The sequence below is a fragment of the Catenulispora pinisilvae genome (assembly GCF_015356865.1).
In the GTDB taxonomy this organism is placed as follows: Bacteria; Actinomycetota; Actinomycetes; order Streptomycetales; family Catenulisporaceae; genus Catenulispora; species Catenulispora pinisilvae.
On sequence record NZ_JAAFZA010000054.1, the window covers coordinates 39,719 to 53,184 of the forward strand.

The following is a 13,466-nucleotide window of genomic DNA, read 5'->3' on the forward strand; positions in this document are numbered from 1 at the left end:
GGAGACAAGGGTAATCAGTTAGGTAGAAGCCCTTGAGCGGCGCACCCCGCAGATTGCGAGCCGCCCTTTTGATCTTCGCGAAGGTACCCCGCAAACACGCCTGTGTCGACGTGGGTCTTCCGCGCTCGCATAAGGCTCACTCTGTGGAACCCGCAGGTCAGGGCGCTGCCTCTCTGGCGGTTCGAGCGCGGTCGAAAGGGTCCTTCCGCCTGTCTCACGAGTTGGGCAAAGACATCTGGCGACGAGGGCATCCGTTCTTCACCGCGGGCGCGGCGCTGGCCGCCGGTGCGAGGTCTGCCCGGGGAAGCTGACGCATTGCGGAACGCATGGCGTCGAGGCAATACGAAGCCGGAGGTCCCGAACCGCATGTCGCGGTTCGGGACCTCCGGCGTTCTGTATCGGATCAAGTCCTGGCTGTGGCCTAGACGACCAAGGTACGGAGTCGTTTGAAGGTGAGGCTGGTAGGTCCGCCGCCTTGCTCCGGCCAAGGTTCTGGGGCGGCGGACCCCTGTACGAGGAGCAGCTGCGCCTCGCGGTTCGCATCTACCTCCGCGCTCGCGGGGAGAGTTGCGTACGTCGGTTAGTGCCGTACGTGGACCAAGTAGCTGGGTGCCCGTTAAAAAGATCTTCCGGGACGTGGGCACGTATACGCATAGAGCTCCGCATCGTCGCTCTGGACTGAGACAGTGGCTCGGAAGACGGTGCGCGGCGTGGTCGGTCCGCCGCCCTGCTCCGGCCAAGGTTCTGGGGCGGCGGGCCCTGTACGAGGAGTTCCCTCATGGGTTCCGTACGTCCTTTGATCTACCCGGTGCCGCGGCCCGGGCATCCGCTCGCCGACGCCAGTTCCCCGAAGCTGGCCGCCGTCATCATCCTGGTTATCGTGCTCGCGGCGATGGGCTGGAGCGAGGAGCAGGTCCTGGCGCTGCTGGCCGTCCTGTTCCCGCTGGCCTTCTCGGCTGGTGGGGAGGGCCAGGCGTGAGCTGCACGAACCCTGTCGGCTTCTTGGCCTTCGAGGCCAAGGAGCGCAGCAAGGCCTTGAAGTACACCGCCGCCTGGGTCGGTGCGGAGGCCGCCGAGGACGTCGTCCAGGACGGCCTGCTGGTGGTGTGGCAGAAGTGGGACACGCTGACCAACCCGGCCGGCTACCTCTACGGCAGCTGCAAGAAGCTCGCCTTCGGCGAGTACGAGGCCCGCGACCGGGGACCGAAGCTGCACGCTGAGCTGCCAGAGCAGCCTCACCTGGATGATGGCCAAGAGGAGCCCGGCCTGGACGACGCGATGCTGAACCTGATGGTGGAGCTGTCGGCCCAGAGCTGGTCCTCGCCGCGCACGGCAGTCGTCGGGCTGAACCTTGCCGAGGGCTACAGCAAGGCTGATATCGCGCAATTTCTGGGTTTGCCGCTGGCCGAGGTACACCGCTCGGCGGCCGAGCTGCGCCGCTACTACAGGACCCGCCGTGCTGACCCCAAGCCGACCGACCCACGGGACACCTATACCCCGCGCGGTCTGGTGATGCGGGCGATGCAGCGGCTGAGCCGGCGCGAGCGGCAGGTGATGGCGCTGGCCGCGCTCGGGTTGAAGCCCTCTCTGATCGCACCTCTGATCGGGATCACCGGCGGGTCCGCAAGGACCACGCTGTGCCACGCCCGCAAGTCCGTCATCGACACGACCGGGTTCCTTCTGGAGGACGAAGGTATCTCCGAAGTCATCGACCACTTCGTCAAGGACTCCCTTGGCATCCTCGAGCTTTTGGGGATGCTCCCGGACACCCCGTGGAAGGCCGTAGTGCTTCGGCATGCCGTAATCGAGGAGGAGAGGTCCTTCCGCGTCATTTCCGGCGCCTCTCGCGTTGGTGATCGCCTCAGTGCCGTTTGGAAGGTAATTGATGATGGTCCTAATAGCGCGCGGCTAGACCACCTCCTTCGTGCCGGATGGACTCTCACGACCATGGACAACCTCGTCGCCCTTCCTCCAATCGGCTTCTATCGCCCGCGCGCAGTCGTGTCTTACCTCACGGAGATCTCCAAGGTGATTGCCGTCGTGCGGGAGGGCCTGGATGCGGGGCCGGCCGCCGCCTACGGCAGTGTTCGCTGGACCCACCCCGGCTTGCGCTTCCGTACTGTTGACCATGAGCTGCGTATGCACGCGGCCGCCTTCCGGCGCCTGCAGGCGACGCAAGCGCCTTACCTCGAGGACCCTGTCCCAACGGGCAACCAGAAGGCGGCTGCTGACCCCTCGGCCTACTCCTGTCCCGTCCCCAGCTGGCTGGCTGGGCCGCCGCGGTACTTGACGCTCGCCTCGCCCCCGGGCCTCGAGGAACTACGCGCGAGAAGGTGGCGGCGGAAGACGGCCCTGGACAAGCATCGGCTCCAGGGCCGAGCGGAGCTGGCCTTGACCGCGTGACTCGAGGTTGACCTGCCACCGGCAGATCCGCAGCTGCCGCAGCCGGTTGTCATCGAGAAGGGCGGCGTCTCCGACGCGGTTCACGCGGCCGGACAGCTTACTGGGTACGGCGTGATCGGGGTCGCCGCAACCCAGATCGGGCAGACTGCCCGGACCTACCTCGAACAGCGCGGGGAGACCCGCCAGGCTAAGATGTCCGCGCAGAACCCGGCGCCGCCTGCCTCACAGGCGCCGCCCCCGCCGTCGCAGCCGTAGGCACGCGACCGGCTCTCAACCGCCCTCCCCCGGAGGGCGGTTTTTGATCGCCCAGGAGATACCCCACAATCACGCTTTTGGGGTATCTCCTCGCCGAAGTCAGCGCTGATGTCGAGGTCAGCCGGTGGCAGGCGTGAATCGCAATACGCGGCGGGTCCGCCGTCCGATCAGGAGACCAGCCGGATCATCGGCGCTTCCAGGCTCGTCGCTGCTACCTCGGTGCAGTGCCGACACTTGGTGCTCGCGGGACGAATGATGTTTGTCTGCGTTGTCGAACCCCACACCTGGTGGTCGTCCCGCTGTGTACACACGTAGCCGAACTTCAGCCGAACCCGTGGGGACTCGTTCAGCGGCCGTGCGTCAACGTCGCGCTTGGCGTCGTGGAACGGCGTCCACCAGTACTCCACGACCGCGCGCATACTCACCTGCTCGTCCTCGATGGTGGAGTCGAAGCCTGCGATCCGGGCTGGGGCGAAGTGGCGCCCGTGCTGCTCATCGGCGGTGCATCTGGCCCGCTCGGCACCCCATTCAAGGAACATGGTGCGTCCCTGTCGCTCGCATACGAAGCAATCGAGACTCAGTTCCATATCACGCTCCCAGTGCACGGGGTGACGTTGCCGTTCTCCACGGAGAACGGCGGATATCTCGATGCGCTGCAACATCAGGTGATCCTTCCATGCGACTGCCTTGAGGCGAGGTATCAGCTACACGTCGTCACTGGCAGCAACGCCGCGGAGCAACCGCCTTCCAGCTCTCCCGCCCCGACCCCGTCCCGCACTACGCCAGCCTCCGGACGCTACTTCTCAACCACGCCGAGACCCTCGCACGAACCATCGACGAGAACGCCATGTCGCTCCACCGGTGACAGATCGCATGGCCAGGTGACAACTATCGCGTCCCGGCTCAGCGAGTGTGCCGGGACACAATAGTTGGAACTGAATGCGACCCGTGACGTGGTAGCGAGTTCGATGTGGCCACGGCAGTTGGCGCCGTCTGGCCAAGATTCTTGCGACCAGACCTGAATTGCCATGCTTGTTGACACCGGAAAGACATGCTCGGCAGGTCAGTATCGGAGGTTCGCGAGGATCTCGGCCAGGGCATCGTCGACGGTTTCGAAGACGCCGGGGAGCTTCTGATTATTGCCTTGCCGATCCCGGACGTATGCAGCGTACGGTCCACCGGTCTGCACCCCCATCAAAGACGGCACCAGGTGGCCGATGGGAAGCCCCGGGCGGTCTTGGGCGTACACGTATATGGCCTCTCCCATGTCATCGACCTCTCGATTGACGGAGAGGCTCCGCTCCTCCAGTTGCTGGGCAACATATCGACTGACCTGGACAGCGCTCATTTCTTCCCCTATCCCCCGGCGCCAGGCCGGGCGCTTAGCAAACGTCCCGCCACTGCGACGTAAGTCGTAGCACAACCCTGACATATTGGTTCTCTCTTGTCAGGGTCCCATCAAGACCTGCGTTGCACTGGCGGATCACGTTGATGCCCCCAGCCAGCTCACACCCGAGAGGACTGGCGACAGCGCCGCGAAACGGCCGTATTCGAACTTTCCCCCATCCCGACCCCGCCACGCGCGCGCGATTGACACCGACCGTGGTGCACAGGCGGTTGCAGAAACCGTGGCCAGGTCCTAACTACCGCGTCCCGGCACAGCGAGGATGGGGCCAGATCGATCTTGTTCGCCAATTGGCCGAAGCTTTTGCCAACTATCGAAAGCGGTCACAACCGGCACCCTTGCTGTTGACACTGCCGCCACCCTGGCGGGACGATGGAACCGAACGTTCGGTCGGTTGAGAGGTGGAAGCCGTGACGGCCCAGGCCAGGACGCAGGACGCGGCGGCAGCCGTGGCGGAACGGGAGCTGTCGGCGCGCTCGGAGCTGCAGGAGCGCTTCGACGGGCTGATCGGCGCCGACGAGCGGATCGAGCCGCGTGACTGGATGCCGGAGGCGTACCGCAAGACGCTGGTGCGGCAGATCGCGCAGCACGCGCACTCCGAGATCATCGGGATGCAGCCCGAGGGCAACTGGATCACCCGCGCCCCCTCGCTGCGGCGCAAGGCGATCCTGCTGGCGAAGGTGCAGGACGAGGCCGGGCACGGGCTCTACCTCTACGCGGCCGCCGAGACGCTCGGCGTGGACCGCGCCGACCTGCTCGACGCCCTGCACACCGGCCGCCAGAAGTACTCCTCGATCTTCAACTACCCCACGCTGACCTGGGCCGACATCGGCGCCATCGGCTGGCTGGTGGACGGTGCGGCGATCATCAACCAGATCCCGCTCCAGCGCTGCTCCTACGGCCCCTACGCGCGGGCCATGGTGCGCATCTGCAAGGAGGAGTCCTTCCACCAGCGCCAGGGCTTCGAGTTGCTGCACGACCTGGCCCACGGCACGCCCGAGCAGCACGCCATGGCCCAGGACGCGCTGGACCGCTGGTGGTGGCCGTCGCTGATGATGTTCGGCCCGCCGGACGCGGAGTCGGCGCACTCCGCGCAGTCGATGGCCTGGCACATCAAGCGGCACTCCAACGACGAGCTGCGGCAGCGCTTCGTGGACATCAGCGTCCCGCAGGCCGAGGCGCTGGGACTGCGCATCCCGGATCCCGACCTGCGGTGGAACGAGGAGCGCGGGCACCACGACTTCGGCGTGATCGACTGGACCGAGTTCCAGGAAGTGTTGGCCGGCAACGGTCCCTGCAACCGGCAGCGGGTCGCTTCGCGGGTGCAGGCGCATGAGAATGGCGAATGGGTGCGGGAAGCAGCTTTGGCTTATGCGGCCAAGCACAGCGATAAGGGAGTTGCGGCAGCATGAGCACGGGTCTGCCTCTGTGGGAGGTCTTCATCCGCGGGCGGCGTGGGCTGTCGCATCAGCACGTCGGGAGCGTGCACGCCTCGGACGCGGAGATGGCGCTGCGCAATGCTCGGGATCTCTATACGCGGCGCGGCGAGGGAGTCTCTATCTGGGTCGTCCCGGCGGCGTCAGTGTGTGCCTCTTCGCCGGATGAGAAGGAGCCCTTCTTCGACCCGGCTGGGGACAAGGTCTATCGGCATCCGACGTTCTACAGGGTTCCGGAAGGGGTGAAGAACCTGTGACCGCTACTACTGAGGCCTCTACAGACTCCGCCACTCCCGCGTCGGTCGCGCAATACGCGCTCCAGCTGGGCGATGACGCGCTGATCCTGTCGCACCGGCTGTCGGAGTGGTGCGCGCATTCTCCGGAACTGGAAGAGGACGTCGCGCTGGCGAACCTTGCGCTGGATCTGCTGGGGCAGGCGCGGACTCTGTTGACATACGCCGGTTCTCTAGAGGGCGCCGGACGTTCTGAAGACGACCTCGCGTTCCTGCGTACGGAGCGGGAGTTCGGCAACGTGCTGCTGGTCGAGCAGCCCAACGGCGACTTCGCTGTGACGATCGCGCGGCAGCTGTACTTCGCGACGTACCAGAGCGAGCTATACGCGGCCCTGTGCGATTCCACGGACCCGGAGCTGGCGGCGCTCGCGGCGAAGGCGGTGAAGGAGGTCGCGTACCACCGGGACCACGCGGTGCAGTGGACGCTGCGGCTCGGCGACGGCACCGCGGAGAGCCACCGGCGGATGCAGGCGGGTCTGGACCAGCTGTGGCCCTACACCGCCGAGCTGTTCTTCCCCGACCCGGTGGCCACGGAGCTGGTGCAGCAGGGCATCGCGGTCGACCCGCGCACGCTGCGCCCCGCGTGGGAGGCGTCGGTCGCGGGCGTGATCGAGGCCGCGACGCTGACTGTGCCGGCCGACGGCTGGCAGCCGCGCGGCGGGCGCGTGGGGATGCACGGCGAGGAGTTCGGGCTGCTGCTGGGGGAGATGCAGGCGCTGCATCGGCAGTATCCCGGCGCGAGCTGGTAGGTCGGAAGGGTCGGCGGCGATCTCGGTGGAGCGGAGGCGATGACGATGGTGGTTGAGGAGTTTGTGGCGCTCGACCTGGTGGCGCTCGAAGCCGCCGCGGCGGCGGTGCCGGACCCGGAGCTGCCGGTGGTGACGCTCGGCGATCTGGGCATCGTGCGCGGCGTGTCGCTGACCGACGACGGCGCGGTCGAGGTGCGCATCACCCCGACCTTCGTCGGCTGCCCGGCCACCGAGGTGATCGCCGCCGACGTGCGCAGCGCGGTCGCCACCTACCTCGGTGCCTCCGGCGCCCCGGCCACCGAGGTCCGCACTCGCACGGCGATGTCGCCGCCCTGGAGCACCGACTGGATCAGCGAGGACGGCCGCCGCAAGCTCGCCGAGCACGGCATCGCGCCGCCGCGGGGTGGTGCGCGCCACGTCGGTGGACCGGTTCTTTTGCAGATTTCCCCTTCCCCGCGCGCGGCGCAAGCCTGTCCCCGCTGCGGCAGCACCGACACGCGCGAGATCAGCGCGTTCGGCAGCACGCCTTGCCAGTCCCTGCGGGCCTGTCGGGCGTGCGGGGAGCCGTTCGGGGCGATGAAGTCCCTGTGATCGTCACGCTGACCTTGCCGCTGGCTTTGCCGCTGACCCCGCCGTTGACCTTGTCGCTGATCGAGTCCCTTGTGAGAGTGCTGTGACCTTGCTTCCTGTCGTCGGGTTGGACCGGCTCACCGATGACGCCGTGCGCGTCGTGTTCGGGGTGCCGGCGGGTGAGCGGGATGTGTTCCGGTACGCGCCGGGGCAGCATGTCACCGTGCGGGTGGAGCTCGGCGGGGCCGAGGCCCGGCGGGCTTACTCGCTGTGCGCGGCGCCGTTCGGGGACGGTGTGGGTGCGGACGGCGCGGGTGCGGACGCGGCGACGCTGAGCATCGCGGTCAAGGAGCTCGGGCCCGGCGGGTTCGGGGAGATCGCGGCCGGCAAGCTGGGCGTCGGGGATCTGGTGGAGGTGCTGCCGCCGGCCGGGCGTTTCGTCTTGCAGGAGGGGCCCGAGCACGTGGGCATCGTCGCCGGCAGCGGCGTGACGCCGGTCTTGGCGATGGCCGAGGTGGCGCTGGCGCGCGGGGATCGCTTCACTCTGATCTACGGCAACCGGACCGCCTCATCGGTCATGTTCCTGGAGGAGCTGGCCGACCTCAAGGACCGCTACGCCGAGCGGCTGATGGTGTTGCACGTGCTCTCCCGGGAGCCGCGGGAGGCGCCGTTGCTGACCGGGCGGATCGACGCCGAGCGGCTGCCGGAGCTGCTGGACGCGGCCGCGCCGGGGTCCGAGGCGCACTACTACCTCTGCGGTCCGATGGCGATGGTCGACACCGCCAAGGAGGTGCTGGCCGGGCGCGGCGTGGGCCGCGGGCACGTGCACTTCGAGCTCTTCCACGCCGAGGACGCGCCGCCGCCGGCCGCCTACGCCGAGACCGCCAAGGTCCTGGCCGACGGCGACGTCGACGTCACGGTCACCCTCGGCGGCCGCCGCACCCAGCTGGCCATGTCGAAGGACGACGACTCGGTGCTGGCCGCCGTTCTCAAGGCCCGCCCCGACACCCCCTACTCCTGCACCGGCGGCGTCTGCGGCACCTGCCGCGCGAAGATCGTCACCGGCGAGGTCGCGATGGCCCACGACTACGCGCTGGAGCCGGAGGAGAAGGCGGAGGGCTTCGTGCTGGCCTGCCAGTCCCGCCCTCTCACCCCGACCGTGGAGCTGGATTTCGACGCGTAGCCGGGGCCGGCCGACGCCCTCACCGGCCGACGCCCCAACTGGCTGACGTCTTAACCGGCCGACGTCCTAAGAGGCCTGCGACAGCAGCCACTCGTCGATCGTCTGCGGAGCCCGCACCTGCCCGGCCACCTCCGCCCGCCATCCGCTGTCCCTCCGCCACGCTCCATGAGAAGCGGCAGACCACGCGCTGGGTGAATCGGGTGCGGGCGGGTCAGGCCGCTCATTCGTGGCCGTCCCGGGTGCCGCGGGAGCCGATGGCGGCACCGGTGCGCCCTGCCCCGCGCCGGGCTGCCACAGTCCGTCCATCCCGCCGTACGCGTCGAACCGGATGCTCGCCAGCGGAATGTTCAACTCCTGCAACCGCGCGATCGTCGCCCGCACCATCGGCACCGACCCCGACACATACACGTCGTGCCCGGCCCAGTGGTCGAAGAATTCCCCATAGCGGGTCACGACATCGGGCAGCATCCCGCGCTCTCCGGGATAGCGCGGATCGTGCGACACCGTCGGGACCACCGACAACCACCGCCGCCGATACGCGAGCCGTTCGAGGTCTGCCAGGTCGTAGAGCTCGTCGTCATGCCGGGCCCCATAGAACAACCGCACCTGGCGCGTGGTGTTCCACTTGGCCATGTCCTCGACCATCGCCTTGACCGGCGCCAGTCCGGTGCCGCCGGCGATGCAGAGCACGTCCCGCATCGACGTCGTGTTGCACACCATCGTCCCCGAGGCCGGCCCCAGCCGGACGGTGTCCCCGACGTTCGTGTGGTTCACCAACGCGGTGGACACCCATCCCGCGGGAACGGTGCGCACATGCAGAGTCAGGGTGTTGTCAGCCCGGGGCGCGTTGGCGATCGAGTAGTGCCGCCACACCCGGGGCCAGCGCTGCGTTTCCAGGGACAGGTACTGTCCCGGCCGGAACTTGTAGGGGGCGTCCGGTTGCAGCGTCAGGACGGCGATGTCCGGGGTCCGCCGCTCGTGCCCGACCACCCGCGCGCTCCACCACGCCGGGGCGTGCCGGGCGTGCTCCTCGGCCGCCTCCATCATCGTCCCGGCGATGAGCTGGTACGCCGCCAGCCAGGCGGCGTCCATCTCGGCGGTCCAGGTGCTGCCCGCGTGGTGTTTCAACGCTGATATTAGGCAGCGCCAGACCATGTCGTAGTGTTCCGGGCGCACCCCGAACTTGCGGTGCTCACGACCGAGGTCCCTGAGATAGTCGGCCAGGCCGTCGGGGTGCTCGGCCTGGCCGACTATGCGTACCAGGGCCTGGAACAGGCGGTCGCGCTGGGCGTCCATCATCGGCGGGAACATGTCCCGCAGCGCCGGGTACTCGGTGAAGACCAGGGCGTAGAAGTGCGAGACGACCCGGTCGAAACCGTCGGTGACCAGTGCGAAGCTGTCCCTGATCAGGGCCGGGACGCGAGCCGGGTCCAGGTCTGTTCCATCGCTTGCCTGGCTTGCTCGGCTTACCTGGCTTACCCGGGTTGCCTCGGCTGCCGCAGTAGTAGCCGCAGTCGCCGTGCTCGCCGCAGTATCCGCACTCGCCTCGGTTGCCGCGGCCGCCTCGATCGCCTCGGCTAAATCTGTTCCGTCGGTGTCGGCGGCGTTTTCCGCCGCTGCCTGCCGCACCATCTCTCGCGCCCCCAAAGCCTTTCACCGGGCCCCGTGACCTTTGCGTCACGAAGCGCATACCCAGTGCAAGCGATTACCTTAGGCTCCGGTGACGTCGCGGACTGTTGAAGTCCGGTGGAAGTCCGGTGGGGTAAAGGCGGGATTGTCCGCTATGGCGCGGGGAAAAGTCCTCGAAGTCCGGCAGGAGTCCGGGGCCGCGGAAAGGCCGGCGGCGCTATCGGGAGGGCTTTTGGCGCATGAGGGTCACGCGGCGGCTCAGGATGGCCTCCGCGGTGGCTCGTCCGTCCGGCCAGCGGCGGACGGCGATCCAGTCGTCGTTGAGGGGTCGTCGGAGGGGGTCTGCCGCCATCGACAGCAGCAGATTGGCGCCGTAGGTGGCACGGAGGGTGCCGGTGCCGGATTCGGTCGTACAGCCGCCCTCACCGGCCTCCGTGACCAGCGCCGGTATGAGGTCGGCGCCGGCGGCTTCCTGCAGGATCGCGAAGGCCTTCTCGTGGCCCTCCGTCCAGCCCAGCGCCCGGAGCCGCTGCGAGCCCATCGGACCTGCGGTTGACACGTATGCTGTCCCAGCTTTCACAGTTCTGTCCGGTTCATGTCGACCGGGTGTCAGGTCCATCGCCTGTCCCGGTATCTACCGAAATCCCGGAAGATCGCTTCATGGTACGTACGCCCGCGACACGTTGTCGCCGGAGTTTTCGGCCCAGCTCAGTCGTCCGTGACGAACCCTTCCGGAACGGGGGTGTCCGCGTCCCGCTGAGCGGCGACGCGTTGGCGCAGTGCCAGCCTCGCCAGCCACAACCGCCGCGAGGGCCACACTTGTTCCACGGCCGCGTTCAGCGCCGCCCCCAGCAGTACCGCCAGCGCCGTGACGTAGAGCCAGACCAGGATCGCCACCGCCGCGGCGAGTCCGCCGTAGAGCGAATTGGTGGGGTCGGTGTCGGAGAAGGTGTTGGAGACGTAGTCCCGCAGCAGCGCCGACCCGCCGAGCCAGAGCAGCAGGGCCAGGATCGTGCCCGGCAGGTCCTGCGACCACGGGGTGCGCACCGGCACGGCGAGGTGGTACAGGGTGTTGAGGAACGCCGCCAGCACCAGGAGCATCGCCGGCCAGTACAGCGCGTGGATCAGGTCGGTGACCGGCGGGAACGCGCTGACCAGCAGGTCCGGCCCGATCACCAGCAGCGGGAGCGCCACCGAGCCCAGGACCAGGCCCAGCAGGTACATGCCGAACGCCAGCAGCCGGGTGCGCACTATCCCGCGCCGGCCGGACAGGCCGTAGGCGATCGTGATGGTGTCGACGTAGACGTTCATGGCGCGTGAGCCCGCCCACAGGGCCAGCAGGAAGCCGATCGAGATCAGCTCCGGGTGCCCGTTGGTGAGCAGACTGGTCAGCAGGCCGTCGAGCTTCTGCACGCCCGGTCCGGACAGCATCGTGCCGGCGGCGCCGTCGATGTGGTGTTTTATCTCGTTGATCCGCGCAGCGCCGATCCAGCCGTTCAGATAGCCCAGCGTCCCGGCCAGACCGATCACCAGCGGCGGCAGCGAGAGCAGGGCGAAGAACGCCGCCTCGGCCGCCAGCCCGGTGATCCGGTAGCGCATGCAGATCGAGAAGGTGATCTTGGTGACCGCCCACCAGTTGCGCGCCTGCGCGCTAAAGCGCTCGCGCGGCCCCCGCCGCTCGTGGCGGTCCGCGTGCTCTGCGTGATCCGGCCCGGCCGGCTGCTCCGGCGACGGGGCCCCGGAACCGGCGGGGGAGCCGGAGCCTGCGGGCAGGTCGAGCACTGGGCGCATGCGCGGGTCCTCGGGTCCTACGGTCGGGTTCACGGGCGGCTGGTGGGGTTTCTCGGTGGTTGTTACTTACCAGTAGCGAATACCAGGATCGGGTACTACGGTAACGGCAGCAGGCCGTAGTACCAGCATCATGCCGAAATGGAGATGACCGGCACATGCCCGAAGGAACCCTCGTCGGCCCCGCCGACGAGCCCCTGAACCAGGTCCCGCCGCTGGCCGGTTACAACGCCTACACCGCGGACCCCGCGCTGGTCGCGGCCGTGACGCGGTTGTTCGGGGCCGGTTCGGCCACCGACGGGGAGCTGACCGGCCTGGGCGCGCTGGCCGGGTCCTTCGAAGCCCGCGAGTGGGGGCGGCTGGCCGAGGCGAACCACCCGATACTGCGCACCCACGACCGCTACGGCCGGCGCATCGACGAGGTCGAGTTCCACCCGGCCTGGCACGAGCTGATGACGGTCGCGGTGGGCCACGGCATCGCCGCCGCCCCGTGGCTGGAGGACGCCGGCACCCTGCGGCACACCGCCCGCGCCGCCAAGATGCTGGTCTGGGGCCAGGTCGAGGGCGGCCACCTGTGCCCGGTCTCCATGACCTACGCCGCCGTCCCGGCCCTGGCCGCCGACCCGATGCTGGCCGCGGAATGGACCCCCCGCCTGGCGTCGAAGACCTATGACTTCGGCCTGCGCGACCCCGCCACCAAGGCCGGCTGCCTGGCCGGGATGGGCATGACGGAGAAGCAGGGCGGCTCCGACGTCCGCGCGAACACCACCCGCGCCACCCCGGTCCCCGGCGACGGCCGCGAGTACACCCTGATCGGGCACAAGTGGTTCACCTCCGCGCCCATGTGCGACGTGTTCCTGGTCCTGGCCCAAGCCCCCGGCGGCCTGACCTGCTTCGTGATCCCGCGCGTCCTGCCCGACGGCACCCGCAACTCCTTCCGCCTCCAACGCCTCAAGGACAAGCTGGGCAACCGCGCCAACGCCTCCTCGGAGGTCGAGTTCCACAACACCCGCGCCTGGCGCCTGGGCGACGAAGGCCGTGGCGTGGCCACCATCATCGAGATGGTCGCCATGACCCGCCTGGACTGCGTCACCGGCTCCGCCGCCCTGATGCGCGCGGCCCTCGCCGAGGCGGCACACCACACCCGGCACCGCATGGCCTTCGGCAAGCTCCTCGCCGACCAGCCACTGATGCGCAACGTCCTGGCCGACCTCGCCCTGGAATCCGAAGCGGCCACCCTCACCTCACTCCACCTCGCCGCCGCCACAGACGCGGGCTCCGACGAATCCGCCCGCCTGTTCCGCCGCATCGGCCTGGCGGTCGCCAAGTACTGGGTCACCAAGCGCTGCGCCCCGTTCACCGCGGAGGCACTGGAATGCCTCGGCGGAAACGGCTACGTCGAGGAATCCGGCATGCCGCGCCTCTACCGGGAAGCGCCCCTGAACTCCATCTGGGAGGGCTCGGGGAACGTCAACGCACTGGACGTCCTCCGCGCCCTCGCCAAGGAAGCCGGTGTGTGGGACGCGTTCTGCACCGAGGTCGGCGCGGCACGCGGCACGGACGCCCGCTTCGACTCCGCGTTCAAGGAACTGAAGGACGAGGTGGCATCGGTCGACGAGACCGGGGCACGCCGCTTCGTGGAGCGGATGGCGTTGCTGCTCCAGGGCTCGCTGATGCTGCGGTATGCGCCGCCGGAGAGCGCGGATGCTTTTGTCGCGTCGCGGCTTGGTGGGGAGTGGGGGCGGACGTTTGGGA

13 protein-coding genes are annotated in these 13,466 nt (G+C 68.5%); 8 read left to right on the plus strand and 5 right to left on the minus strand.

Features of this window, described 5'->3' with window-relative positions:
- The first annotated feature begins 778 nt into the window (after positions 1-778).
- Complete coding sequence (locus IZR01_RS17320) at positions 779-979, plus strand: hypothetical protein (protein ID WP_194893549.1); 201 nt, start codon at positions 779-781, stop codon at positions 977-979.
- Positions 976-2,403, plus strand: coding sequence for an RNA polymerase sigma factor (locus tag IZR01_RS17325; RefSeq protein ID WP_194893548.1), 1,428 nt, complete (start codon positions 976-978; stop codon positions 2,401-2,403). Before IZR01_RS17320 ends, IZR01_RS17325 begins: the two co-directional genes overlap by 4 nt.
- Before the next feature lie 422 nt (positions 2,404-2,825).
- Here IZR01_RS17325 and IZR01_RS17330 read toward each other — a convergent pair whose 3' ends face one another.
- Together IZR01_RS17330 and IZR01_RS17335 are read right to left on the minus strand one after the other, a co-directional pair.
- Complete coding sequence (locus IZR01_RS17330) at positions 2,826-3,320, minus strand: hypothetical protein (RefSeq protein WP_194893547.1); 495 nt, start codon at positions 3,318-3,320, stop codon at positions 2,826-2,828.
- Between the two features lie 401 nt (positions 3,321-3,721).
- A complete protein-coding gene (locus IZR01_RS17335) occupies positions 3,722-4,006 on the minus strand; it encodes a hypothetical protein (RefSeq protein WP_194893546.1) in 285 nt (94 codons plus the stop codon).
- Between the two features lie 521 nt (positions 4,007-4,527).
- Here IZR01_RS17335 and paaA point away from each other — a divergent pair.
- From paaA to IZR01_RS17360, 5 genes are all read left to right on the plus strand, one after another.
- Positions 4,528-5,475: a 1,2-phenylacetyl-CoA epoxidase subunit PaaA gene (gene paaA, locus IZR01_RS17340; RefSeq protein WP_228554387.1), complete on the plus strand. Its 948-nt coding sequence runs from the start codon at positions 4,528-4,530 to the stop codon at positions 5,473-5,475.
- Positions 5,472-5,756, plus strand: coding sequence for a 1,2-phenylacetyl-CoA epoxidase subunit PaaB (gene paaB, locus IZR01_RS17345; protein WP_194893544.1), 285 nt, complete (start codon positions 5,472-5,474; stop codon positions 5,754-5,756). The genes paaA and paaB overlap by 4 nt, the downstream gene beginning before the upstream one ends.
- Positions 5,753-6,541 carry a 1,2-phenylacetyl-CoA epoxidase subunit PaaC gene (gene paaC / locus IZR01_RS17350; protein ID WP_194893543.1) on the plus strand — a complete coding sequence of 263 codons (789 nt, stop codon included), beginning with the start codon at positions 5,753-5,755 and terminating at the stop codon, positions 6,539-6,541. Before paaB ends, paaC begins: the two co-directional genes overlap by 4 nt.
- Positions 6,542-6,580: 39 nt before the next feature.
- Complete coding sequence (gene paaD / locus IZR01_RS17355; RefSeq protein WP_228554380.1) at positions 6,581-7,132, plus strand: 1,2-phenylacetyl-CoA epoxidase subunit PaaD; 552 nt, start codon at positions 6,581-6,583, stop codon at positions 7,130-7,132.
- 82 nt (positions 7,133-7,214) lie between these two features.
- A complete protein-coding gene (locus tag IZR01_RS17360) occupies positions 7,215-8,294 on the plus strand; it encodes a 2Fe-2S iron-sulfur cluster-binding protein (protein ID WP_194893542.1) in 1,080 nt (359 codons plus the stop codon).
- Positions 8,295-8,360: 66 nt separating this feature from the next.
- Here IZR01_RS17360 and IZR01_RS17365 read toward each other — a convergent pair whose 3' ends face one another.
- From IZR01_RS17365 to IZR01_RS17375, 3 genes are all read right to left on the minus strand, one after another.
- A complete protein-coding gene (locus IZR01_RS17365; protein WP_194893541.1) occupies positions 8,361-9,926 on the minus strand; it encodes a globin domain-containing protein in 1,566 nt (521 codons plus the stop codon).
- Positions 9,927-10,140: 214 nt separating this feature from the next.
- Positions 10,141-10,482 carry a hypothetical protein gene (locus IZR01_RS17370; RefSeq protein WP_194893540.1) on the minus strand — a complete coding sequence of 114 codons (342 nt, stop codon included), beginning with the start codon at positions 10,480-10,482 and terminating at the stop codon, positions 10,141-10,143.
- Positions 10,483-10,631: 149 nt separating this feature from the next.
- Positions 10,632-11,714 carry a YihY/virulence factor BrkB family protein gene (locus IZR01_RS17375; RefSeq protein ID WP_194893539.1) on the minus strand — a complete coding sequence of 361 codons (1,083 nt, stop codon included), beginning with the start codon at positions 11,712-11,714 and terminating at the stop codon, positions 10,632-10,634.
- Between the two features lie 155 nt (positions 11,715-11,869).
- Here IZR01_RS17375 and IZR01_RS17380 point away from each other — a divergent pair.
- The coding region (locus IZR01_RS17380; protein WP_194924422.1) for an acyl-CoA dehydrogenase family protein at positions 11,870-13,466 on the plus strand (1,597 nt) is incomplete at its 3' end.